Origin of the sequence: Xylanivirga thermophila (assembly GCF_004138105.1) — a bacterium.
Taxonomy (GTDB): domain Bacteria; phylum Bacillota; class Clostridia; order Caldicoprobacterales; family Xylanivirgaceae; genus Xylanivirga; species Xylanivirga thermophila.
In genome coordinates this window covers 1-24,374 of the sequence record NZ_RXHQ01000004.1, presented here as the reverse complement: position 1 = coordinate 24,374, position 24,374 = coordinate 1, and the positions used below count along the sequence as shown (strand labels likewise).

Here is a 24,374-nt window from a genome sequence, read left to right as displayed (position 1 = left end):
AATACTGGTATGGTATTTGCATTAAAAAAAGGCGATCAATCACGGTGTAAGGGTTTTATAAATCTAGCAATTTACACTGCAACCAAGTTATCATACTTGGGTTATGTTTTGAATGTATAGCTGTAAAAGAAGGAGGTGTATGATATTAAGTGGAACCAATACTACTAACGGGAATTGTCCTGGTAGTAGCCATTGGGGGAGTTTTAGTTGGATATTATTATCGCAAACGGATTGCTGAGAGTAAAATTTGTAGTGCAGAAGAGGCTGCTAAAAGAATTGTTGAGGAAGCTAATAGGCAGGCTGAAGCTACAAAAAAGGAAACGTTACTAGAAGCAAAAGAAGAAGTTCATAGACTGCGAAGTGAATTAGATAGGGAAATTCGTGAACGTAGGAACGAGATCCAGCGCATAGAGCGTCGTTTACAGCAAAAGGAAGAAAATCTAGACAGAAAGTCTGATTCCCTTGAGTCAAAGGAAGATAATATAGTTAAAAAACAGAAAGAAGTACAAAAGCTTCAAGATGAAATCAATGGGTTGTACAAGCAGCAGTTAGAAGAACTTGAGCGTATTTCTGAATTAACCAAAGACGAGGCTAAGGATATACTGCTGGATAATGTTGAAAAAGAGGTATCCCATGAATTGGCTATAAAGATTCGTGAAATGGAAAGTCGAACAAAGGAAGAAGCAGAAAAAAAGGCTAGAGAAATTATTTCCTTGGCAATACAGAAATCTGCTGCTGACCATGTTGCTGAAACGACGGTATCGGTAGTTTCATTGCCTAATGATGAAATGAAGGGAAGAATTATTGGTCGTGAAGGTAGAAATATTAGAGCTTTAGAAACGGCAACAGGAATAGATTTGATTATAGATGATACGCCTGAGGCTGTTATATTGTCTGGTTTTGATCCTATACGACGTGAAATTGCGAGAATTGCCCTTGAAAAGTTGATAGTTGATGGGCGTATTCATCCTGCAAGAATTGAAGAGATGGTAGGAAAAGCCCGGAAAGAGGTAGAAACCCAAATCCGTGAAGCTGGTGAAGAAGCTACATTTGATTTAGGTATTAATGGTGTTCATCCTGAAATAATAAAATTATTAGGTAGGCTTAAGTATAGAACTAGCTATGGGCAGAATGTATTACAACATTCCATTGAGGTAGCTAATTTAGCCGGTATAATGGCAGCTGAGCTAGGAGCAGACGTGAAAATAGCTAAAAGAGCTGGTCTTCTTCATGATATAGGTAAAGCAGTAGATCACGAATTTGAAGGACCACATACTCAATTAGGTGCTGAACTGGCCAAAAAGTATAAAGAAAGCCCAGATATAGTCCATGCTATTATGGCTCATCATGGTGATATTGAGCCGAATACTGTAGAAGCTATATTGGTTCAAGCTGCTGATGCTATTTCTGCTGCACGGCCTGGGGCTAGAAGAGAAACTTTAGAAGTATATATAAAAAGGTTGGAAAAATTAGAAGAAATTGCAAACTCCTTCGCAGGTGTTGAGAAATCTTTTGCTATTCAAGCTGGACGTGAACTTAGAATTATTGTTAAACCAGAAAAAGTAAGCGATGACCAAGCTATCCTAATGGCCAGAGAAATTGTGAAAAGAGTTGAAAGAGAGCTGGAATATCCAGGACAAATAAAAATTAATGTAATAAGAGAGACTAGGTCTATTGAATATGCAAGATAAAGGTGTGGTGTTAACCACACCTTTTTTAAAATATAATATAAATTATAGAAAAATCTTCTATTAAAAGAGGATTTTTAGCAGTAATGTAGAATATATATTAAAGATGAATTAATTATGTATAAGGGGGATCAAACATGGAAGTATTAAAAGTATCAGCTAAATCCAATCCAAATTCTGTGGCAGGTGCCCTAGCAGGAGTATTAAGGGAAAGAGGTGCCGCAGAGTTACAAGCTATAGGAGCTGGAGCACTAAATCAAGCGGTTAAAGCAGTAGCGATTGCAAGGGGGTTTGTTGCTCCTAGTGGTATTGATTTGATATGTATTCCTGCCTTTACTGATATAATTATAGATGGGCAGGAGAGAACAGCTATAAAGTTGATAGTAGAACCCAGATAGAAATGCCTACCTAAAAAGGTAGGTTTTTTTATGATAATATGAAAAAATAGAAAGGAGTTGCAAAATGGGGAATATTAGAATAATTGATTGTCATTGTGATACCCTGTCAAATATTCTGGAAAAAAAATCAAATATAGAGGATGACACTAATCATATTTGTCTAAAAAAACTTATAGATAGCAATGTGGGAGTGCAAGTTTTTGCTGCATGGGTAGGGCCTAAAAGGATTCATGGTCCGGCTTTGCAAAGAGGTTTAAACATAATAGATTTATATTATAACATTTTAAATAGCAATAAAGATATACTATATCCTATACTCACATTCGACGATATAACTTATGCATGGAAGGATAAAAAAATAGGCACCTTTTTGGCCGTAGAAGGTGGAGATATATTAGAAGGACAAATATCCAACATTAGAATATTATATAGACTGGGCGTAAGGATGCTCACACTTACATGGAATGATAGAAATGAGATTGCCGATGGAGTTATGGAGCGTTATTCTAAAAGTGGCCTTTCGCAATTTGGACGAGAGGTTATATATCAAATGAATTTATTAGGTATGATAATAGATGTTTCCCATATATCGGAAACTGGTTTTTGGGATGTAATAGAACTTTCAAATCATCCAATAGTAGCCAGCCATTCGAATGCAAAACATATATGCAATAACATTAGGAACTTAGATGATGAACAGATAAAAGCTATAGCCCAAAAGTCTGGAATGATAGGCATAAACTTTTATCCACGTTTTTTAAGCAATGATAATCATGCTACAATAGATGATATTATAAGGCATATAGAGTATATTGCTCAATTGGTAGGGGTAGATTATGTAGGGTTCGGATCTGATTTTGACGGTATAGAAATGTTACCTGATGGAATAAATGGACCTGAAAATTTTTATAATGTGATAAATATGCTTTTGAGGTTAAATTATAAAGAAGAAGATGTAAATAAGATAGCCAATGGAAATTTTTTAAGAGTTTTTAAACAGGTAACAGAAAATAAAGGAGCCAAAAAATAGAATGAGATATGTAGATCTTCATAATCATACAACTGCATCAGATGGCTTACTTACTCCCGCCCAATTAGTAAAATGGGGTGCTCAAAAAGGGCTGGTAGCCATAGGTGTAACTGACCATGATACAACGGACGGTATACAAGGGGCAATAGAGGCTGGAAGGGGATTTGGTGTGGAGATAGTACCAGGTATTGAGCTGAGTACTCAAATAGGAGATAATGAAATACATATGCTTGGATATTATATAGATATCCATTCCATCGAATTTCAAGAGGAAATAGAAGAGCTTAAGGAAGATAGGTATTCTAGATCAATAAAAATGATAGACAAGCTTCGACAAATCTATAAAATTTCTATTTCTCTAGAAGAAGTAATGGAAAAGTCAGGGAATAAGGCAATAGCAAGACCTCATATAGGTCGAGTGTTGGTAGATAAGGGGATAGTAAAAGATCTTAACCAGGCATTTGAAATATATATAGGAAATGATTGTCCTGCATATGTGCCGAGAAAAAATATAAACCCAAAGCAAGGTATAGAAATTATAAAAAAAGCTGGTGGCGTACCCGTTTTAGCTCATCCTGGACTTATAAAGAATCAATCATTGATAGAGGATATTATCCATTGTGGAATAAAAGGTATTGAAGTCTACCATAGCAAACATACATCGAGACAGTCTGCGTATCTAAAGACTATAGCAGATAAAAATTGTCTTATTGTCACGGGCGGGAGCGATTGCCATGGGGATTTGATAGATGGCAAACCCATTATAGGAGATATAAAAGTGGGATATAGTGTGGTGGAAAAGTTGAAAAATGCTGCCTCAAATAATTGAAAACAATCATGGACTCAATAAAAGAACTATGATATAATGAATAAAAAATGATGGATCGATAATAAAAAATTTCATAATTGGGAGGCAGAATTTTTATGGAATTATCACGAAATGCTATGAAGATAACAGCTTCAGCCACTTTAGAAATTGACTCTAAAGCAAAAAAAATGAAAGCTGATGGGATAGATGTTGTAGGATTTGGTGCAGGGGAACCTGACTTTGACACCCCCTCTTTCATTATAGATGCGGCAAAAAAAGCTTTGGATGAGGGTAAAACTAGATATACTCCTGCATCAGGAGTACTAGAACTTAAGGAAGCAATATGCAATAAATTCAAAAAAGATAATAGTCTAGATTATAATTCAAAACAAATAATAGTATGCAATGGGGCGAAACATGCCTTATATAATATATTTCAAGCTATTTTAAATCCAGGAGATGAGGTGATTATTCCTTCTCCATATTGGCTTAGCTATCCCGAAATGGTAAAGATGGCTGGAGGAATACCAGTATTTGTAGAGACTAAAAAAGAAGATCAGTTTAAAGTAAATTATGATGATTTAACATCTGTAATTACATCCCATACAAAGGCTATGATACTAAATAGCCCTAATAATCCCACGGGATCGGTGTATAAAATTGATGAATTAAAGATGATTGCTGATTTGGCAGTTAAAAATAAATTTTTTGTAGTATCTGATGAGATATACGAAGAGATTTTATATGATGGAACAAAGCATATTAGTATTGCATCATTGAATTCACAAATTAAAGATCAAACATTGGTGGTCAATGGGCTTTCAAAATCTTTTGCGATGACAGGGTGGCGTATTGGTTATGTAGCAGGAAGGGAAGATATAATATCTGTAATGTCAAATATACAAAGTCATTCTACATCGAATCCAAACTCTATTGCTCAGTATGCAAGTATCACTGCATTGAAAGGGCCAAAGGAATCGGTAAAAAAAGCTGTTTCGGAGTTTGATAAAAGGCGGAAATATATATATAACAGAATTAATAGTATAGTTGGGCTTTCTACCGTTATGCCAAAGGGTGCTTTTTATATAATGCTTGATGTTAGTCAGTTGATAGGCAAAAACTATAAAGGTAAAACAATAACAGGCTCAACTTCATTTAGCAATCTATTGTTGGATGCCCAAAATGTTGCAGTAGTGCCCGGTATAGCATTTGGTATAGATAGTGCGGTAAGATTGTCATATGCAACATCGATGGATAACATTATAAAAGGAATGGATAGAATAGAGGCTTTTGTCAAAGAACTAGACTAGCCAAATAATCGTTTGAAAAAGTTATATCTTCAATGATATAGCTTTTTTTATATATATGCTCTAGAATGGGAAAATAAACATAGTAATTTTTAATGAAATCTACACATACTAAGTACTAAAAGATATTGGATGTGATTTTTATGCCTAATTTTAATATTGAAGAACACATAACTCAGCTGCCGGTAAGGAGAAAAAATCCTAAAACTAGTAGTTGGGAGACCACTTATTCAGATTATTTAGAAGTCAAATGGAGGATGGTATGGTTTAGAGAACAAAATAGTGAAGGAACAAAAACTATAGTAAAAGATAAGATAATAGATGTTAATAATAGGTTTGCTTATTTTGAGTTGGAGGTAACCGATAGTAAAGGTAATGTGGAAATAGGGGTGGGTTCGGAGACGGGGGAAGATTTTAAGGATTATATAGAAAAGGCATATACAAAAGCATATGGCAGGGCGCTAGCTTCATTGGGATATGGTACTCAGTTTGCTCCAGAATTGGATGAAGGGGAGCGTATAGTCGATAGCCCAATTGTGCATAGGGCAGAAGACAACTCTATAACTGAGCCGCAAAAAAAAGCGTTGTTTGCCATATATAACTCATTAGGCCTTACAGATGAGGAAATGCACGATATAATACAAAAAAGATATGATAAAAAAGATAGCAGATTGCTAACAAAACAAGAAGCTTCAGATTTGATTAGCTATTTGAATGGCTTAAAAGATAAAGATGGCATCTCAAAAAAATAAAGATAATTTATTGATCTTCAATTTTAAAATTATATTCGTCTAGTAAAAAATGAAGTTTATGTATAAACTTCATTTTTTCTGTACAGCATATACAGTGTTAGATCATTTTATGAGTTTCTAAGGAGAGGGCTGCTTTGTCGAATATGAAAAATCCCAAGAATGCTGAAGCTATAGATAAGAATAATTTAAAAAGTCAGCTTAAAGCAGAAGAAAAGGTCGATATAATATTATCATCAAATATGCAAGAAAATCTTGAGAAGTTTAAGGCGTTTTTGGAAGATAGTACTGATGCAGTATTTAGAGAATTTTATATAGGGATAAATCGGATTCCATGTGCTATTGTATATATTGATGGTCTTATAGATAAAACAACTGTTAGCAATCAGATATTAAAATCCCTTACTTATCAAATATCTATATTGGAGACCAATACTCAGAGGACTATAGATATAAAAAATGCATTTGATGAAATAAAGGCATATGCAGTTACTATTGGTGATATAAAGGAGGCAGATAGCTTAGATGAAGGCGTACTGGGAGTTTTATCAGGTGATGTGGCAGTAATAATAGATGGATCATCTAAATTACTCATAGTAAGCGCTAGGGGTTGGCCTACTCGCGGGATAAGCGAGCCCCAGGCAGAAACTGTTATAAGGGGTTCACATGAAGGTTTTTCTGAGACTTTAAGATTTAATACTGCATTGCTTAGAAGACGATGTAAAGATCCCAATTTTACTATAAAAACTATACAGTTGGGACGCAGAAGTAAAACAGATGTAGCATATGCATATATAAAAGGCATCGTTAATCCAGGACTTGTTGAGGAAGTAGAGAGACGATTAAATTCCATAGATATAGATGCTATTTTAGATGCAGGTCAAGTAGAACAACTTATACAGGATAGTTATATAACACCTTTTCCTCAGGTACAGGTCACCGAAAGACCTGACAAAACAATTGCAAATATAGTTGAGGGTCGAATAGCCATATTAGTTGATAATAGTCCATATGCACTTATAGTACCGGTAAGTTTTTATCAATTTCTCCAAAGTCCCGATGATTATTTTGAAAAATGGATGTTTTCATCCATTATGCGAGTAATGCGTTGGGTGGCATACTTCTTAACTATATTTACTCCTAGTATATATATAGCTGTTACCTCGTTTCATCCAGGTTTTATTCCTACTAGTCTGGCAATATCTATAGCAGCGACAAGAGCCACAGTACCTTTTCCGGTGTTTATAGAGGCAACACTTATGGAGATTACATTTGAGCTTTTGAGGGAGGCGGGAGCACGTCTCCCCAAACCAATTGGTTCCACTATAGGCATTGTAGGGGGTATTATTATAGGAGATGCTTCTGTTAGGGCAGGCATAACAAGTCCTATAATGGTAATAGTAGTAGCAATAACAGCAATAGCATCATTTGCTATTCCTACCTATAGCGTATCCATAACTCTTAGGCTATTGAGATTTCCTGTTATGGTCGCTGCAGCTATATCGGGAATATACGGTGTTATACTGTCTTTTTTAACAATAAATATTCACATGGTCACTTTAAAGAGTTTTGGTATGGATTATATGACTCCCCGCGCACCGATACGATACGAAGATATGAAGGACTTTTTAATAAGACCACCTATACAAACTGAAAAGAGGCGTCCCATATCTCTACTTCCTGTAGACATGGATAGACAAGATCAATGAGATTTTGCATTAGGGAGGTATAAGTTTTGCAACAGAGGCCTGACAGATTGTCCAATATAGAAATAACGTTTTTAATATCATCTGCCATATTGGGAGTTACAGGTTTGCATCTACCACGATTAGCGTCACAAATTGCCCCTCAAAATCCTATACTGGCAACAATAACAACAGGGATACTTGCTTGTGTTTTTCTTATAGTAATGGTTGCTTTAGGTAAAAGGTTCCCAAATGATACCATAATAGAGTATGGGTCTAAAATAGCAGGAAATTTTTTAGGTAGGATATTAGGTTTAGTTTTCATATTTTATTTTTTATTTACAAGTGGTACCATACTACGTAGCTTTGCAAGTGCAGTGAAAGGGATATTATTAAAGGATACCCCCTTAGAGTTTATAATGATCACTATGTTGCTTACAAGTATGTATTTAGTGTTAAATGGTATAAGTTCACTAGCAAAGGTATGTGAATCATTTTCACCGTTGGTAGTATTGGTATTAAGCCTAGTTATTCTTTTGTCAATAAAAAATTTTGCACCAGAGAGGGTTCATAGTATTATAAATAATGATATTATATCCATAGTCCAGTCAATTCCACATATAGCTCCCGCCTTCTTAGGATATGAAATCATCCTATTTATATATCCATTTATGTTTGATCAAGAAAAAGTATTGAAGTATAGTCTGTATGGCATAACTATTCCCATAATATTATTTAGTGCATTGGTAATAGTCTCAGTAGGTGTATTTGGGATAGATTCCAATGCACTATCTATGTATCCAACACTTGAAATGACCAAATACATAGAATTTCCTGGGGCATTTGCTGAAAGGTTTGATATATTTTTCATGGTGTTTTGGATAATAGGTTCTTTTATTACCCTGTCTTGTTTTTATTATATGGCCACATTATCAATTACGCGATGGTTGGGTCTTATAAACTACAAGCCATTTGTCATAGTCTTATTCCCTATTATCATATTTATAGGACTTTTACCCCAGAATGCATACCAAATAGGGCAATTTTTAAAATATGTAGGTTTTATCGGTATAGCTATTAATATAACGATAGTATTATTACTTTTAATATCCATATTAACACATAAAAAGGAAAGATAAAAATGTTTAGAAGAGTAACGATCTTTATGCTTATTTTTTTTATATGTATTTTTGTAACAACAGGATGCTGGGATAATATAGAGATAGAAAAGAATGCATTTATATTGGGTATTGCATTGGATGCAGATCCAAAGAATGCTGATAATATAGTAGTAACCTATCAGATAGCATTACCTGATGCTATGCAGGGAGGAAGTGAGGGTGGCGGTGGTGCTAATGGAGAAGAATCAACAATAAATCTTAGTATAAACGCCAAAAATCTAAAAGATGCAGAACAAAGGCTGATATCCTATATAGATAGGCGGCCAAACTACGAACATATGCAAATAGTAATACTAGGGGAAGAATTATCTAGAGCAGGTATAGCAAATCATATTGATTTTTTCTTTAGAAATCCCCAGTCCCGTAGGTTAACTCAACTATTAGTAAGTAAAGGTGCTGCCAAAAAAATAATGGAATTTAAGCCTAAGACTACAAAAAGTACATCCCAATATTTAGCGAGTATCGTCAAATATGGTAGTAAAAACAGCATAAACATAACTTCATTTTTGAATATGGCTTTATTAGAAGAGAATATACTACGTACATCTGATTTTGCCATGGCAATGGTAGCAAATACAAATGGAAAATTATCTGTAGAAGGTGCAGGAATATTTAAAAAGGGAAATTTGATAGGCTGGTTGGAACCACGGGATATTATAGCTATAAAAATGCTAAGAAATGAAAAAGTCTCAGGCAATCTAAATTTACCTATGTTTAATAAAAATGCAGGCCAGGTATCTGTTCAAATAATGTCCAGTAAAACTAAAACAATACCTGCTATAAAAGATGATAAAATATATTTTGATATAACGATAGACATAGAAGAGGATATAGCTGCCATTGAAGGAGTGCATTTTTCATCATTTGATCAAAAATTTATGCATGAAGTAGAAAGGCAGACCGAAAAGGAGGTCAAAAACATATGTATGAGGGTATTTAATAATATTCATGATAAATACCAAGCTGATATATTTGAGCTGGATCATAAAGTAGCAAATTACTATCCGGAAGCATGGGATCAAATAAAACCACGCTGGGATGAAATATATCGTAATTCTATAGAATTGAATATAAAAGTACATGCAAAAGTGAGAAGAATTGGTCTTATAAAATGATATTTAGGACCAGTATATAATGAAAATATTGTCTGCTTTATTTATATCACAAAAGACAGAAAAAAAAGCAGAATAGATAAAATTATATATATCCATCCCATAGAAAGGGATATATTTTTTTCTGTCCTAAATTTTGTTTCATCCATACTGGGATATATAATGAATTTAAGGATAATCCCGGAAATAAGAACAGAAATTATAATGGCTAAAGAAGTAAATATGCTAGGTAACGTAGCAAGAATGCTTTTCATATGTAACCTCCTAAAAAATTATATAATAATATTATATCCAAAACTTGCGTTATTATATGACAATATATATAATAATCTTAGCGTATATTTAGCGATAAAAAGGGAGTTTGATGTAATTTTGGATAAATATATGGATCTAGTAAGAAATAAAGTAGTTAATAAGGCTTTGAAATACTTTATAGTGACCTATGGTTGTCAAATGAATACCAATGATTCGGAAAAACTATCAGGCATGCTTAAAAAGATGGGATATGAAGAGGCAAATAGTGAAAGTGAAGCTGACATGATATTATACAATACATGCTGTGTTAGGGAACATGCTGAACAAAAGGTATATGGAAATGTGGGGGCACTTAAAACCCTTAAACAGCAAAATCCTAATATGATTATAGGTGTATGTGGATGTATGATGCAACAACCAGAGATGGCAGAGACAATGGCTAAAAAATTTCCTTTTGTAGACATTGTTTTTGGTACTCATAATTTGCATCATTTTCCTAAGCTTCTATATGACGCTATGGATGCAAACGCTACAATAGTAGAGATATTACCAGAAAGTAAAGATATTGTTGAAGATATACCAATAGCTAGGGATAAGAGTGTTTCCGCGTGGGTTACAATAATGTATGGTTGCAATAATTTTTGTACCTATTGTATAGTTCCTTATGTCAGAGGTAGAGAGAAGAGCCGTAAGCCACAAGACATAATAGATGAAATAAAAGATTTGGCTGCAAATGGATATAAGGAAATAACCCTTTTGGGTCAAAATGTTAATTCATATGGCAAGGATTTAGGCATAGATTATATGTTTGCCAATTTGTTGAGAGATATAGACAAAATAGACGGAATACAGCGGGTACGATTTATGACATCCCATCCTAAGGATTTGTCATTAGATCTTATAGAAGCTATAGGAGAATGTGACAAAGTATGTGAGCATCTGCATCTTCCTATACAGTCAGGTAGTGATCATATACTTTCTTCTATGAATCGTCGTTATACTAAGGAAGATTATCTGACATTAGTTGACCGACTGAGGAGAAAAGTGCCTGATATATCCCTTACTACAGATATAATAGTAGGATTTCCAGGAGAAACGGAGCAGGATTTTCTGGATACTTTGGATATAGTAGAAAAGGTACAATTTGATTCTGCCTTTACATTTATGTATTCGCCGAGAACTGGTACCCCTGCTGCAAAAAAAGAAGATCAGATTCCGCAAGAAGTAAAAAAAGAACGATTAGCTAGATTAATGAAGCTACAAAATGAGATAACAAGGCAAAAAAATAAAGAGTACGGAGATAAAATAGTAGAGGTTTTAGTAGAAGGAATAAGTAAAAATAACGATAGATTTCTATCCGGCAGAACAAGGACAAATAGAATGGTACATTTTGAAGGTGGCACAGAAATGATTGGGAAATTGGTAAGAGTAAAAATTACTCGTACCAAAAGTTTTAGTTTAGAGGGGGTTATAGTATAATATGTCGGCATCCTTAACTCCTATGATGCAGCAATACATGCAGATAAAAGAGCAGCATAAGGATGCTCTTTTATTTTTTCGATTGGGAGATTTTTATGAAATGTTTTTTGATGATGCTATAATTGCATCGAGAGAATTAGAAATAGCTTTAACTGGAAGAGATTGCGGTTTAAAGGAAAGGGCACCTATGTGTGGTGTTCCTTACCATTCTGTAGAGAGCTATATAGCAAGGTTGATAGAAAAAGGGTACAAAGTTGCGATATGCGAGCAAATGGAGGATCCAGCAGAGGCAAAGGGATTAGTAGAGCGGGATGTAATACGGATTATAACACCGGGGACCCTGGTCGAGTCATCTATGCTGGATGAGAAGACAAATAATTATCTTTTATCCATATTTTATTCTTCAACTGGATTTGGAGTGGCTTTTGTAGATGTATCTACAGGGGAATTTGTGATCAGCGAAATAAAGGGAGAAAATACTAGGAATAAGCTATTGGATGAATTATCCCGTATTTTACCTAGAGAGATAATTATAAATGAAGAATTAACCGCAATTCCAGGCATAGTGGATTCTATGAAGCATAGATTTAACGCATATATAACAGTATATCATGACTGGGCATTTGATCAGCATACAAGCTATATGGCGCTCCTTAGACATTTTAATGTACATTCTCTTGAAGGTTATGGATGTCAGAATATGGAGCTTGGGATATGTGCGGCAGGAGCTCTTTTGGAGTATTTAACCGAGACCCAAAAAAATTCGCTTCAGCACATAAACGAAATAAAGTCATACCATCAGGAATCCTATATGATATTAGACAGTGCTACGCGCAGAAATTTAGAATTAACTGAGACGATAAGGTCAAAAAGTAAGAAAGGTTCGCTGCTTTGGCTTCTGGATAAAACTAATACAGCTATGGGCGCAAGACTGTTGCGTAACTGGATTCAACAACCACTTATAGATGCTTCTAGCATAAATAAGCGATTGGATGCCGTGGATGAGATGTTCCATGATATGATATTATTGGATAGTCTAAAAGAAAAACTAAGAGATATATATGATCTGGAAAGGCTTATGAGCAGAATATCATATGGCAATGCCAATGCTCGAGATTTTATATCACTAAAGCAGTCTATAGAAGTACTACCTGATATAAAATTACTGTTATCGGATGCAAAATCTGATATACTTAAAGAATTCCATAGTAATTTGGACACTTTAGAAGATATATATGAGATTATCAATAAGGCAATAATAGACGAACCACCAGTTACTATAAAAGAAGGAAATATTATAAAAAACGGATACAATTCACAGTTAGATAAATACAGGGAAGCACTTACTCAAGGTAAAACCTGGATTGCTAAATTGGAACAAAAGGAACGGGAAAAGACTGGCATAAGAACATTGAAAGTAGGTTTTAACAAGGTATTTGGTTATTATATAGATGTTACAAAGTCCTATTATGATTTAGTTCCAGATTACTATATACGCAAACAAACTTTGGCAAATTCTGAACGTTTTATAATTCCAGAACTTAAAGAGGTAGAGGACAATATACTAGGAGCGGAAGAGAAGAGTATAAAGCTGGAATATCAATTATTTACAGAGATAAGAGAGAACATATCTTCCCAAGTAAATAGAATACAGCATACTGCTTTAATTATATCGCAATTGGATGCATTGTGGGCATTGGCCAAGACAGCTATTGATAATAACTATGTACGTCCTATTATAATATCAGATGGTAGTATAAACATACTAGACGGTAGACATCCGGTTGTGGAAAAAACATTACTTAACGGACAGTTTGTTCCTAATGATACCCATTTAAACATGTCAGATGAACGTTTGGTTATAATAACTGGACCTAATATGGCAGGTAAGAGTACTTATATGCGTCAGGTAGCACTTATAGTATTAATGGCTCAAATAGGTAGTTTTGTTCCGGCTAAAAAAGCAGAAGTCAGTATTGTAGATAGAATATTTACTAGAGTAGGAGCTTCAGATGATTTATCCTTAGGTCAGAGTACTTTTATGGTGGAAATGAGTGAAGTATCCAATATCCTTCATAATGCTACATCAAATAGCTTGCTTATATTAGATGAGATAGGGCGGGGTACCAGTACATTTGATGGATTAAGCATTGCATGGTCTGTGGTAGAACATATAGCAGATCCTGAGAAGCTAGGGGCCAAGACGCTATTTGCAACACATTATCATGAGCTTACAGAGTTGGAAGGTAAACTTCCAGGGGTAAAGAACTATCGTGTTGCAGTAAAAGAAAAGGGCGATGATATAATTTTTTTGAGAAAAATTATGCAAGGTGGTGCAGATAGAAGTTTTGGAATACAGGTGGCCAAGCTTGCTGGACTGCCTGCAGAAGTAGTTGACCGAGCCAAAGTTATATTGCAACAGCTTGAAAATGAAAAAGGTAGTAATACTGAGATAACTGAAGATATTAAAATTAATGAATCATCTGAGCAGTTAACGTTTTTTGCTTCTCAATCTCATAAAATTGAAGAAGAGCTAAAAGCCGTTGATATAGTAAATATTACGCCTATGGAGGCTATGAATATACTCTATGGCTTAGTACAAAAAGTTAGGAAAAAGCGTAGTTAAAAGGAGAATGATCATGCCTATTATTCATCAACTGGATGAGTTTACTATAAATCAAATAGCAGCAGGGGAAATAATTGAAAGGTCGTCATCTATAGTAAAAGAATTGGTAGAAAATTCTATTGATGCGGAGAGTTCAGCTATAACCATTGAGATACAAGATGGGGGCATAGCTTTTATTAGAGTGACCGACAATGGCATTGGTATGGATAGTGATGATGCCCGTCTGGCTTTTGAGCGGCATGCTACCAGTAAGATTTTATCCGCAGACGATTTGGAAAATATTGTTTCATTAGGATTTAGGGGAGAGGCATTGGCCAGTATTTCTTCAGTTACTCAAATGGAGATGATCACACGTCAAAGAAGTGAAATATCGGGTATCAAAATAATAAATCATGGGGGTAGTATTATATCGCTAGAGGAGATTGGCTGTCCCGAAGGTACTACTATAATAACCCGGAATTTATTTTATAATGCGCCTGCACGCCTTAAGTTTTTAAAATCTGTTCGTGCTGAAACGGCTAATATAAGTGAGTTGGTATTAAAGCTTATATTAGCCCATCCCGAGATCTCAATAAAATATATAGTAAATGGGAAAACCATATACCATTCGTCGGGGAATGGGAAAATCATATCATCTATAATATCTGTCTATGGAAAGGATATTGTGGATGATATGATACGGATAGAAGCAATAGAGGGTGAGATGGTTATAAAAGGGTATATAGGCAAGCCATCATTATCACGTACCAACAGGATACATCAGTCCTTTTTTGTAAATGGAAGATATATAAAAAGCGGACTTTTATCTAAATGTATACAGGAAGCCTGCAAGGATTATATAATGATAAACCATTTTCCTTGGGCCGTTTTGCATATAAATCTTCCTGCTAATGATGTGGATGTAAATGTTCATCCATCTAAGACCGAGATAAAATTTAGGCGGGAGCAATATATCTATGATATAATATTGAATATAATAAAAAATAAACTGGAACGAATTCGTTATATACCTTCTGTTAATATAAGGTCTGAAAGCCTTCCATCAATTAGTCGACCTTTATCTGCAGAAGATGATACTAAAGATCTAGGAATTAAAGCATCTGGTGAGATACCACTGAAAGCTTCTAAGCCCAAGCAGATATACATAGGTGAAAAAAAAGACACTGTTGAGATAGGTATTAATAAAAGTGATTATGATAATAATATAGATATATTTGCCGATAGTATACCAAACATAATAGGAAGGATATTTTCTACTTATGTAATAGTGGAGTGTGACGATAAGATATACCTAATAGATCAGCATGCCGCCCATGAAAGGCTTATATATGAACAGCTAAAATCCAAAGCGCTAAATCGGGAAATGGCTAGTCAAGAGCTAATGCCTCCACTTGTATTAGAGATGACCCATGCTGAAATGGTTATATTACAAGATAATATGGAGCTATTTTCATCATTAGGCTTTGAAATAGAGCATTTTGGAGGTAGTCATTTTGCAATAAGGAGTATTCCACTACCTTTAGCGGGAATGAATATACAGGCGTTTTTTAATGAGGTCTTGGATAAAAATAGTGAGTTATCTAAAGATCAGGATTTTTTAATAAATCAGGAGGCAATAATTAAAAAAGCATGCAAAAAAGCAGTTAAAGCACATGATTCATTGTCTGATGAAGAAATAGCTAACTTGATTAAAGAAATAAAAAATAGCAATATTCCCATGACATGCCCCCATGGCCGCCCTATTGCCATAACAGTTACACAATACGAACTAGAAAAAATGTTTAAAAGAATTCAATGATAGGAGGAATTTGGGGTGCAAGATATACCATTGATGGTAGTAGTAGGCCCTACAGCAGTAGGTAAGACCAATATATCTATTAAGATAGCTAAGAAAATTGATGGTGAAATAGTTTCAGCCGATTCCATGCAGGTATATAAATATATGGATATTGGTACGGCTAAACCTTCTATAGAAGAAATGTCAGGTATACCTCATCATCTTATTGATGTGGCTATGCCCGATGAGGAGTTTAATGTAGCCATGTTTCAACAATTAGCTAGTTGTAAAATAGCTCAAATATATTCAAGGGGTAAAATACCAATATTGGTTGGTGGGTCAGGGCTATATGTAAATTCTATAGTATATCCAATGGATTTTACCGATGCAACGGAGGACAAAGAATTTCGCAGCAAGCTGCAAATGGAGTTACAAGAAGGCGGGAGTATCTCCCTTTATAAAAAGCTAAAGGATATTGATTCTGCTACTGCAAATAAGCTTCATCCAAATGATACAAAGAGGGTTATAAGGGCATTAGAGGTGTATCATATTACTGGTAAGCCTATGAGTCAGTATAAGCAAGATCTAGCCCAAACACCTATTCCCTATAAACTTTGCATGATAGGTCTTAATATGGAGAGACAAAAGCTATACGATAATATAAATATTAGAGTAGATAATATGTTAAAAGATGGATTGATAGATGAAGTAAAGAATCTTCTTAATATGGGATATACGAAAGAACTCATATCCATGCAAGGATTAGGATATAAGGAAATAATCGAATATTTAGAGGGTAGATGCAGCCTCAATGATGCAATATATATAATAAAACGTGATACAAGGCGGTTTGCAAAGAGACAATTTACATGGTTTAGAAGGGATAAAAGGATACACTGGGTAGATATAGATAAGTTTGGGTCGAAGGATGAACTGTTAGATTACCTTATATTACATATAAAGAAAAAAATATCTTCAAATTAAGTCAACTTTGGCTTATAATTATGATATAATTAAATTGGCACATGAATTTTTAGTAACATATTTGTTGAAGGGTGGTTATGTAATTGGCTAATAAAGGGAACATAATATTGCAGGATGCTTTTTTGAATCAAATCAGAAAAGATAGAGTTCCAGTTACTATTTATTTAACGAATGGATTTCAATTTAGAGGTACTATAAAGGGATTTGATAATTTTATCATCATTCTCGAAAGCGAGAATAAGCAAACAATGATATATAAACATGCCGTATCATCTGTTAATCCGGCTCGTCCTGTATTGCTTGCAAATACTAATCAAGAGAGAGAATAATTTTCTCAAAATAAGGAACCACATATGGTTCCTTATTTTGATGATATAACATACAAAAGGAGAGAATATATAAAGTGAATATGAAGGAATTGCAGGATTTATATATAAAAGATTTGCAAATATCAGTTAAAGCACAGAAATATGTAAATGATGCTCATAATCTCATAACAGAAGCTTTTGATAGAGTAGAAAACATAGCAGAATATCATCAAGGGAATATAATAAGGTGTATGAAGCAATGTCAGATAAGTGAAAGGCATTTTAATCCCTCTACTGGCTATGGATATGGAGATGATGGAAGAGACACTCTAGAAAAGCTTTATGCTATGATATTTGGTGCAGAGGATGCACTAGTAAGACCCCAATGGGGTTCTGGGACCCATGTAATAAGTGATGCTTTGTTTTCTCTATTAAGGCCTGGGGATGCATTTATTTCGGCAGTAGGGCAACCATATGATACACTAAATGATATTATCCAGTCTCTAAAAGAATGGGGTATTGAGTACAATGAGGTAGAACTTACATCTGAAGGTAGTGTAAACTTGCAAGGCATACTAGAATGTATAAAAAACAATAAAAATATTAAATTGGTACTTATACAGCGTTCTAGAGGCTATTCATGGCGCCAGTCACTTTCAATAGATGAAATAGAGAAAATTATAAAGGTTGTTAAAAAACAAAATCCTAATATATATATAATGGTTGATAATTGCTATGGGGAATTTACGGAGTATATGGAACCATGTCATATAGGTGCAGATCTTTGTGTAGGTTCCCTTATAAAGAATCCAGGTGGTGGATTGGCACCTACTGGATGTTATGCAGTAGGTACTAAAGAAGCTATAGAAAAATTATCTTTTAGACTCACGGCACCAGGTATAGGGCGGGAGGTAGGTTCATATGCAGCTGGCTATAGAGCATTTTATCAAGGCTTGTTTATGGCGCCACATATAGTAGGTGAGGCGATAAAAGGAGCTATACTCACAGCCAAACTATTTGAAGATTTGGGGTATGAAGTACTACCTAAATGGGATGAACAACGTTCTGATATAATACAATCTATAAAATTTAACGATGACAAAGCTCTTATAGAATTTTGTCAGGGGATACAGTGGGCATCTCCAGTAGACGGTCATGTAGTACCCTATCCTTGGGATATGCCAGGCTATGAGCATCAGGTAATCATGGCAGCAGGTACGTTTGTACAGGGAGCCTCAATAGAATTAAGTGCTGATGCGCCGATAAGGGAACCTTATATTGCCTATCTTCAAGGAGGGCTTACGTATTCTCATGTAAAATTAGCATTAATGGTTGTTATCACTAGATTAGCCGAAAAAGGTTATATAGTTATATAAAAATAAAGAGCTGGAATCCAATTTGATGTGGATTCTAGCTCTGCTAATATTTAATATAGACGAATTACTCCAATGACTTTACCAAGTATACTTACATCTTTTACAATTATATCATCCATATATGGATTTTGTGGTCTTAATACTATATGGTCTTTTTTCTTAAAAAAAGTTTTTACAGTAGCTTCATCACCTATAAGCGCTACTACAATATCTCCATCTTCTGCATAAGGTTGCTGATTGACAATTACATAATCATTGTCTAGTATACCTGCCTCTATCATACTATCTCCTTTAACGGAAAGCATGAACACTTCTTGATTACCTAAAAATTGTACAGATATGGGGAAGGTACCTTCTATATTTTCTATTGCTAATATGGGCTGTCCTGCAGTAACTTTACCTACTATAGGCACATTCACCAGTTCCTTGTTGGATATAAAGGCATTATGGTTTATTAACTCTATGGCTCTAGGTTTTGTAGGGTCCCTTTTTATATAGCCCAATTTTTCTAGTCGAACAAGATGTGCATGAACAGTAGAAGTAGACTTAAGCCCTACTGCTTCACATATTTCTCTAACCGATGGCGGATAACCCTTAGATATTAATTCATTTTGTATAAATTTTAATATTTCTTTTTGCTTTATACTTAGAGTATCTTTTCCCATAAATTACACCCCATATTTTGTTTTACTTATTATATCATATTTTTATATCATATACAAACCTATGTTCGAAGAATAAATGATCTCAAATATAGCTTATTCATCGTCTCTTAGTTTAACTATTCGGGCAGCTTTACGCCGCTGCTCATCGCTTATTGCAGCATAGTGCTTTTTAGTGGTGTTTACATCCTTATGTCCTAGTACATCGGCAACTAGATATATATCTCCCGTCTGGCGATATAAGGTTGTGCCATAGGTGCTCCTAAGTTTATGGGGTGATATTTTTTTTAGTGGAGAGATATATTGGGAATATTTTTTAACCAAATTTTGTACAGCCCTGTTACTGATCCTGCGTTTTTGAAGGGATAGGAAAAGGGCATCTTCATGTCCTGGCAGAGGAGTGACATTTTTACGTTCTTCTAAATAATCCAAAAGAGTCTCTCTGACTTCATCCCCAAAGTAGAGAATAACTTCATTGCCACCTTTTCTAGTAATTTTAAATCCATTTACGTCAAAATCTATATCAGACGCATTAAGCCCCACACATTCGCTTATTCTTATGCCTGTGCCTAAAAATAGGGTTAATATTGCAAGATCCCTAGTACGGGTATATTGGTGATAACGTTTTTGTACATCTGTTAAACCTTCGCCTGACTCTACTAGATCTAAGAGCCGTGCAACTTCATCTATTTCTAAACGTATTATGGGTTTTTCATATATCTTGGGTATTTCAACTAATTCCGCTATATTTTTCTCAAGCTTTTCTTTTTTAAAGAAATATGAAAATAATGAACGAATAGCGGATAATTTTCGAGCTTTACCACATTCACTATTTTGATATTCCTTATAAGTATCGTCATTTGTTTTTGTATAGAATGTAATATATTCCAAAAACATCTCTATGTGAGTAGATCCTACCATGTTTAAATGATCTAATGTAAGTTCATTCGATTTTAAACCTGAGAAATCTTCCATTTCATTTGTTAAAAATTCAAAAAACAACCTTAGATCATAAGCATAATTTACTCTTGTGAGTATGGATGTATTATTTTCAATACCTCTGAAAAACTCTCTGCAAAATGGAGGCAGATCATTTAGTACATTTCTCAATTTTTCTATATTGGTTTGATAACGGACTGTATAGTAATCTTTTTGCTGTGCCATAAAAATTACTCCTTATAATAAATATAGTTATTTTTATCTATTGTAATTATAACATAAATAACACAAATGTGGCTAAAAGCATATACTGAAAGTAGAATCAATGGAAGGAGGAATAGCCATGGCAGAAGGATTAGCAGGAAAATGGGGTTGTTCATGTGATGATAGTATACTGTTTTTCTTCTTATTGCTGGTTATAATATTTTGTAATTGCGGTAATATGTTCTGTGACGATGGAAGCAGTTTATTGTTTTTCTTTTTAATATTAGTTTTTCTATTTTGTGGTGGAGGCAGTTTTTGCTGCTAATATTAAAAAATGCTCTTAAAAACTGAATAGCCAGTCTGCCAAGAGGCAGATTGGCTATTCAGTTTTTTTATAAAATCTATATGTAACTGTTACATAATATACCCGTATAAATTTTCATGGAGTTTTTGTTTACATTACATGGGCATGAGTATATGTGAAACGATAAACAGATAAAAGAAGGGAAGAGGTGGCTCATGTTCGGCATTATAACTGTTGTTATAATGGTATTTGTTTCAATTGTGGCTATGCTTATATATTCTACGGAGAAGAAAATAAAAACTAGCATTACTACAAAAATTAATCTTAAATATTTTATTCGTCATATTTAAACTGTTGAAAATCTATATGCCTTATCTAAGTTATGCATAAAAGTAAACAATAGCTGGGAATAAAATTGTTCTTATCTAAAGAATATATAGTAGGAGAGAGAAGATGAAGAATAAACTGATATTTTGGATAGCTGTTTCAGGCATTATCTTCATGATAGCAGCTGGTATATGGAGTATAAAAATTATAGCTAATAGGAAGTAAAAAAATGCCAAATTTATTCTCAGTACTATTCGTAAAACTTGTATTTTGCGCATAGTACTGAGAATAAAAAACCTCCACTTCATTAGAGACTTATATATAGATGTACAGCGCTTTTTATATAATATCCATATAAGAAGTCTAGTGCCCTATCGAAAATGCATTAGCGGGCAAATACTGAAGCTGTTTTTAACTGTGTGTTTTTAATAATTATTTAACTTTTGAATTTAAGTATTTATTGAGTTCACGATATTTTTCTTCTTTTGTTTTTCTCGTATAGATTCTTGTAGTATCTAAGCTGCTATGTCCCAATTCATCCGCTATATCTGATATATATCTACCGCTGTTTACAGCTTCTTTTGCATATAAATGCCTAAATGCATGTGCATGACTTTTATCTAAAGCTACACCAGCTATTCTAGCATATTTTTTTATTATTCTGTTTACAGTCTGCCTTGTTATTGGCCCCCGTTCTCCAGTAAATAGCATGTCGCTTTTATTTATTCTTTGTTTGTCTACATATTCTGTGAGTATTTTACTTAATTCATCAGCCATATATACATTTCTTACTTTACCACCTTTGCCTACAATACTAATTTCTTTTCTGTTAATATCATCTACTGTAAGCTGTAATATCTCAGATACTCGCATACCGGTTAAAAATAGCGTATAAAATATAGATATAGCCCTTAAATCTTCGTTTTTTTGTGCACTATCCACAAGATTATAAAAATCCTCAACATTTATAATAGCAGTTTCCAAATAATAAACTTTTTGAATCTTTATAAGTTCTATACTTATAGGAAGAAAAATCTTTTTCTTTTGTTCTACGAATTCGTAGAAGGATGATAAACTTAAAAGTTTTATATTTATGGTTTTGGGAGAAAGCTTCCCTCCATTAATACATTTTTTCCTTCTTAAATATGATTTATACTCGTCTATATCTAGTTGTTTTACAGATAGAAGATCTTTATCTATAAAACACATAAACCCCTTTATGCTTCTAATATATGTATCAACTGTATTTATACTTTTACCTTTATAATATAAATATCGCTCGTATTCCTTAATGATCTCTTCATTCATTTATTTCTTCCCTCTCCCCTTCCACGTATTTTCAATATTTATATTATCTCACTATCCATATTACAAAGCAATAAAATTCGTTCCATAAGTGTAATTATGGAACGAGTATTGTTAAAAAATAAAAAAGATGGTTTTATTTTTAGCCATCTTTTTTATTTTCAGATATTGCATTTCTTGCTAGTTCATCGCATCTATTATTTATTTCGTTATCGCTATGTCCTTTGACCTTTATCCATTTTATATTATGTATATTTGCAAAGGTTATAAGTTGTTCCCAAAGCTCCTTGTTTTGTACAGGTTGTTTTGAACTTGTTTTCCAGCCATTTTTCTGCCACTTTTGCAACCAAGCTTTATCAAAGGCATTAAATACATACGCACTGTCAGTATATATATTTACATCACACGGTTGATTTAATATGGATAATGCCTTTATAGGTGCTAAAAGTTCCATTCGGTTATTAGTTGTATCTTTTTCATATCCTGATATTTCTTTTTTTATATTATTATAAATTAAAACTGCTGCCCATCCACCTGGACCAGGATTGCCACTACAGGCACCATCTGTATATATATCTACATGTTTCATTTGGTAAGCAATTCTCCTTTTTCTGTACATTTTTTTACTGCATCCATAATAATCCCCCTAAACCCAGACTGTTCTAATGTATATACTGCTTCCACGGTGGTTCCTCCAGGTGAACATACTGCGTCTTTTAAAACTCCAGGATGTTCTTTTGTATCAAGCACCATTTTAGCTGCTCCTAATACTGTTTGAGCTGCCATTCTATAAGCTTGATCCCTAGGAAGCCCCATCATAACGCCCCCGTCTGCCAAAGCTTCTATAAACATATAAACATAAGCGGGACCACTACCACTTACACCTGTTACTGCATTTATTAGCGTTTCATCTACCTCTTCTATTTTACCGAGACACTTAAATATACTGATTACATATTCCAATTCTTTTTCATCTAGTTCATGATTTTTACATAATGCAATTACTCCATAACCCACCAATGCTGGCGTATTGGGCATAATGCGTACCACTTTACATCTTTTTTTTATTTTATCGTTTATAAATTTTATGCTAATACCTGCTGCTATTGAGATCAATATCTTGCTCGAAGTTAAATAAGGGGTAATTTCTTCTAAAATAGAAGGATATATATTAGGTTTTACTGCAAGAATTATAATATTACTTTTTTCGACTAATTGATTATTGTTATTTGCCCCTTGTATATATGTATTTTCTACGATTGTGTCCAACTTTGATTGATCTATATCATATACCCAAATGTTTTTAGACGGAATTAAGTCTTCAGATAATATACCTTTTATTATAGCAGTTGACATGTTTCCTGCTCCTATAACGCCTATAGAAATATTATTTATATTATTCATTTTTCTTTTAACCTCCTCTAAATTAGATTATACCACATAAAAAACGGTTCGTTGTATAATTAAATGCAACACCAAAAAAATATAGAACCATAGCGAGAAAATCATGTATAATATTTTTAACCAAAAAAAACTAATACAGTGAGGTGCTCGCTATGGCTAATTCTAATTGTAACACAGGTACACGCAAATTTGAACATCTAAATTCATATGAACGTGGAATAATATGTGCTTTGCTAAATGAGGGGAAAAGTATTAGATATATCGCAAGACAACTTGGTAGAGAGCCAAGCACTATTAGCAGAGAAATAAAGCGGGGAACAGCTCTCCAGTTAAAAAGCAACTTGGAAACATATGAAGCTTACTTCCCAGAGACTGGACAGGCAGTTTATCAAAAGAACCGCCAGAATTGTGGTCGTAAATGTAAGTTAATACAGGCAGAAGCATTTATTAATTTTGCTGAAGAAAA

General features: G+C 34.0%; 23 protein-coding genes. 17 read left to right on the top strand and 6 right to left on the bottom strand.

Annotated features, from left to right (window positions below; all coding sequences use genetic code 11):
* Positions 1-158: 158 nt before the first annotated feature.
* The 9 genes from rny to EJN67_RS03280 all read left to right on the top strand — a co-directional run bounded on the left by rny (position 159) and on the right by EJN67_RS03280 (position 9,961).
* Complete coding sequence (rny, locus tag EJN67_RS03320) at positions 159-1,691, top strand: ribonuclease Y (RefSeq protein ID WP_129722731.1); 1,533 nt, start codon at positions 159-161, stop codon at positions 1,689-1,691.
* A gap of 134 nt (positions 1,692-1,825) precedes the next feature.
* The gene (locus EJN67_RS03315; protein WP_129722352.1) at positions 1,826-2,086 is read left to right on the top strand and encodes a stage V sporulation protein S; all 261 of its coding nucleotides are present in this window, start codon (positions 1,826-1,828) and stop codon (positions 2,084-2,086) included.
* 64 nt (positions 2,087-2,150) lie between these two features.
* Positions 2,151-3,116, top strand: coding sequence for a dipeptidase (locus EJN67_RS03310; RefSeq protein WP_129722349.1), 966 nt, complete (start codon positions 2,151-2,153; stop codon positions 3,114-3,116).
* Between the two features lies 1 nt (position 3,117).
* Positions 3,118-3,945: a PHP domain-containing protein gene (locus tag EJN67_RS03305; protein WP_129722345.1), complete on the top strand. Its 828-nt coding sequence runs from the start codon at positions 3,118-3,120 to the stop codon at positions 3,943-3,945.
* A 95-nt stretch (positions 3,946-4,040) separates the two neighbouring features.
* Positions 4,041-5,234, top strand: coding sequence for a pyridoxal phosphate-dependent aminotransferase (locus EJN67_RS03300; protein ID WP_129722341.1), 1,194 nt, complete (start codon positions 4,041-4,043; stop codon positions 5,232-5,234).
* A 140-nt stretch (positions 5,235-5,374) separates the two neighbouring features.
* Positions 5,375-5,983 carry a hypothetical protein gene (locus EJN67_RS03295; RefSeq protein WP_129722339.1) on the top strand — a complete coding sequence of 203 codons (609 nt, stop codon included), beginning with the start codon at positions 5,375-5,377 and terminating at the stop codon, positions 5,981-5,983.
* A 143-nt stretch (positions 5,984-6,126) separates the two neighbouring features.
* Positions 6,127-7,689, top strand: a complete 1,563-nt coding sequence (locus EJN67_RS03290; protein WP_129722728.1) for a spore germination protein — start codon at positions 6,127-6,129, stop codon at positions 7,687-7,689.
* Positions 7,690-7,715: 26 nt separating this feature from the next.
* The gene (locus EJN67_RS03285; protein ID WP_129722336.1) at positions 7,716-8,804 is read left to right on the top strand and encodes a GerAB/ArcD/ProY family transporter; all 1,089 of its coding nucleotides are present in this window, start codon (positions 7,716-7,718) and stop codon (positions 8,802-8,804) included.
* A 26-nt stretch (positions 8,805-8,830) separates the two neighbouring features.
* Positions 8,831-9,961 carry a Ger(x)C family spore germination protein gene (locus EJN67_RS03280; protein WP_165000703.1) on the top strand — a complete coding sequence of 377 codons (1,131 nt, stop codon included), beginning with the start codon at positions 8,831-8,833 and terminating at the stop codon, positions 9,959-9,961.
* 41 nt (positions 9,962-10,002) lie between these two features.
* Here EJN67_RS03280 and EJN67_RS14515 read toward each other — a convergent pair whose 3' ends face one another.
* Positions 10,003-10,107, bottom strand: a complete 105-nt coding sequence (locus EJN67_RS14515; RefSeq protein ID WP_394347506.1) for a hypothetical protein — start codon at positions 10,105-10,107, stop codon at positions 10,003-10,005.
* A 235-nt stretch (positions 10,108-10,342) separates the two neighbouring features.
* Here EJN67_RS14515 and miaB point away from each other — a divergent pair, with 235 nt between their 5' ends.
* The 6 genes from miaB to EJN67_RS03250 all read left to right on the top strand — a co-directional run bounded on the left by miaB (position 10,343) and on the right by EJN67_RS03250 (position 18,763).
* Complete coding sequence (gene miaB, locus EJN67_RS03275) at positions 10,343-11,692, top strand: tRNA (N6-isopentenyl adenosine(37)-C2)-methylthiotransferase MiaB (RefSeq protein ID WP_129722724.1); 1,350 nt, start codon at positions 10,343-10,345, stop codon at positions 11,690-11,692.
* A gap of 1 nt (position 11,693) precedes the next feature.
* On the top strand, positions 11,694-14,318 hold the full coding sequence (gene mutS, locus EJN67_RS03270) for a DNA mismatch repair protein MutS (RefSeq protein WP_129722330.1): 2,625 nt from the start codon (positions 11,694-11,696) through the stop codon (positions 14,316-14,318).
* Between the two features lie 13 nt (positions 14,319-14,331).
* On the top strand, positions 14,332-16,116 hold the full coding sequence (gene mutL, locus EJN67_RS03265) for a DNA mismatch repair endonuclease MutL (protein WP_165000702.1): 1,785 nt from the start codon (positions 14,332-14,334) through the stop codon (positions 16,114-16,116).
* 33 nt (positions 16,117-16,149) lie between these two features.
* Positions 16,150-17,079, top strand: coding sequence for a tRNA (adenosine(37)-N6)-dimethylallyltransferase MiaA (miaA, locus tag EJN67_RS03260; protein ID WP_129722721.1), 930 nt, complete (start codon positions 16,150-16,152; stop codon positions 17,077-17,079).
* Positions 17,080-17,162: 83 nt separating this feature from the next.
* Entirely contained in the window at positions 17,163-17,408 is a 246-nt protein-coding gene (hfq, locus tag EJN67_RS03255; RefSeq protein WP_129722324.1) for an RNA chaperone Hfq, read from the top strand.
* Positions 17,409-17,488: 80 nt separating this feature from the next.
* Positions 17,489-18,763, top strand: coding sequence for a methionine gamma-lyase family protein (locus EJN67_RS03250; protein ID WP_129722718.1), 1,275 nt, complete (start codon positions 17,489-17,491; stop codon positions 18,761-18,763).
* A 50-nt stretch (positions 18,764-18,813) separates the two neighbouring features.
* Here the strand turns inward: EJN67_RS03250 and lexA are convergent, their stop codons facing one another.
* Positions 18,814-19,428 carry a transcriptional repressor LexA gene (lexA, locus tag EJN67_RS03245; protein ID WP_129722321.1) on the bottom strand — a complete coding sequence of 205 codons (615 nt, stop codon included), beginning with the start codon at positions 19,426-19,428 and terminating at the stop codon, positions 18,814-18,816.
* A 93-nt stretch (positions 19,429-19,521) separates the two neighbouring features.
* Positions 19,522-20,589 carry a tyrosine-type recombinase/integrase gene (locus EJN67_RS03240; RefSeq protein WP_129722318.1) on the bottom strand — a complete coding sequence of 356 codons (1,068 nt, stop codon included), beginning with the start codon at positions 20,587-20,589 and terminating at the stop codon, positions 19,522-19,524.
* A gap of 118 nt (positions 20,590-20,707) precedes the next feature.
* On the opposite strand from EJN67_RS03240, the gene EJN67_RS03235 reads away from it, so the two are divergent.
* Positions 20,708-20,893, top strand: a complete 186-nt coding sequence (locus tag EJN67_RS03235) for a hypothetical protein (protein ID WP_129722315.1) — start codon at positions 20,708-20,710, stop codon at positions 20,891-20,893.
* A gap of 738 nt (positions 20,894-21,631) precedes the next feature.
* On the opposite strand, the gene EJN67_RS03230 is transcribed toward EJN67_RS03235, so the two are convergent.
* The 3 genes from EJN67_RS03230 to proC all read right to left on the bottom strand — a co-directional run bounded on the left by EJN67_RS03230 (position 21,632) and on the right by proC (position 23,908).
* Entirely contained in the window at positions 21,632-22,507 is an 876-nt protein-coding gene (locus EJN67_RS03230; RefSeq protein ID WP_129722312.1) for a tyrosine-type recombinase/integrase, read from the bottom strand.
* A 139-nt stretch (positions 22,508-22,646) separates the two neighbouring features.
* Complete coding sequence (gene rnhA / locus EJN67_RS03225) at positions 22,647-23,093, bottom strand: ribonuclease HI (protein WP_129722309.1); 447 nt, start codon at positions 23,091-23,093, stop codon at positions 22,647-22,649.
* Positions 23,090-23,908, bottom strand: coding sequence for a pyrroline-5-carboxylate reductase (gene proC / locus EJN67_RS03220; RefSeq protein ID WP_129722306.1), 819 nt, complete (start codon positions 23,906-23,908; stop codon positions 23,090-23,092). The genes rnhA and proC overlap by 4 nt, the downstream gene beginning before the upstream one ends.
* A gap of 152 nt (positions 23,909-24,060) precedes the next feature.
* Here proC and EJN67_RS14205 point away from each other — a divergent pair.
* The coding region (locus tag EJN67_RS14205) for a helix-turn-helix domain-containing protein (protein ID WP_243641219.1) at positions 24,061-24,374 on the top strand (314 nt) is incomplete at its 3' end.

Coding starts and splice junctions, on each gene's coding strand:
- EJN67_RS03315 (WP_129722352.1), top strand. CDS start 1,826: ATGGAAGTATTAAAAGTATCAGCTAAATCCAATCCAAATTCTGTGGCA.
- EJN67_RS03310 (WP_129722349.1), top strand. CDS start 2,151: ATGGGGAATATTAGAATAATTGATTGTCATTGTGATACCCTGTCAAAT.
- EJN67_RS03305 (WP_129722345.1), top strand. CDS start 3,118: ATGAGATATGTAGATCTTCATAATCATACAACTGCATCAGATGGCTTA.
- EJN67_RS03300 (WP_129722341.1), top strand. CDS start 4,041: ATGGAATTATCACGAAATGCTATGAAGATAACAGCTTCAGCCACTTTA.
- EJN67_RS03295 (WP_129722339.1), top strand. CDS start 5,375: ATGCCTAATTTTAATATTGAAGAACACATAACTCAGCTGCCGGTAAGG.
- EJN67_RS03290 (WP_129722728.1), top strand. CDS start 6,127: ATGAAAAATCCCAAGAATGCTGAAGCTATAGATAAGAATAATTTAAAA.
- EJN67_RS03280 (WP_165000703.1), top strand. CDS start 8,831: ATGCTTATTTTTTTTATATGTATTTTTGTAACAACAGGATGCTGGGAT.
- EJN67_RS14515 (WP_394347506.1), bottom strand. CDS start 10,107: ATGGATGAAACAAAATTTAGGACAGAAAAAAATATATCCCTTTCTATG.
- miaB (WP_129722724.1), top strand. CDS start 10,343: ATGGATCTAGTAAGAAATAAAGTAGTTAATAAGGCTTTGAAATACTTT.
- mutS (WP_129722330.1), top strand. CDS start 11,694: ATGTCGGCATCCTTAACTCCTATGATGCAGCAATACATGCAGATAAAA.
- mutL (WP_165000702.1), top strand. CDS start 14,332: ATGCCTATTATTCATCAACTGGATGAGTTTACTATAAATCAAATAGCA.
- miaA (WP_129722721.1), top strand. CDS start 16,150: ATGGTAGTAGTAGGCCCTACAGCAGTAGGTAAGACCAATATATCTATT.
- EJN67_RS03250 (WP_129722718.1), top strand. CDS start 17,489: ATGAAGGAATTGCAGGATTTATATATAAAAGATTTGCAAATATCAGTT.
- lexA (WP_129722321.1), bottom strand. CDS start 19,428: ATGGGAAAAGATACTCTAAGTATAAAGCAAAAAGAAATATTAAAATTT.
- EJN67_RS03240 (WP_129722318.1), bottom strand. CDS start 20,589: ATGGCACAGCAAAAAGATTACTATACAGTCCGTTATCAAACCAATATA.
- EJN67_RS03235 (WP_129722315.1), top strand. CDS start 20,708: ATGGCAGAAGGATTAGCAGGAAAATGGGGTTGTTCATGTGATGATAGT.
- EJN67_RS03230 (WP_129722312.1), bottom strand. CDS start 22,507: ATGAATGAAGAGATCATTAAGGAATACGAGCGATATTTATATTATAAA.
- rnhA (WP_129722309.1), bottom strand. CDS start 23,093: ATGAAACATGTAGATATATATACAGATGGTGCCTGTAGTGGCAATCCT.
- proC (WP_129722306.1), bottom strand. CDS start 23,908: ATGAATAATATAAATAATATTTCTATAGGCGTTATAGGAGCAGGAAAC.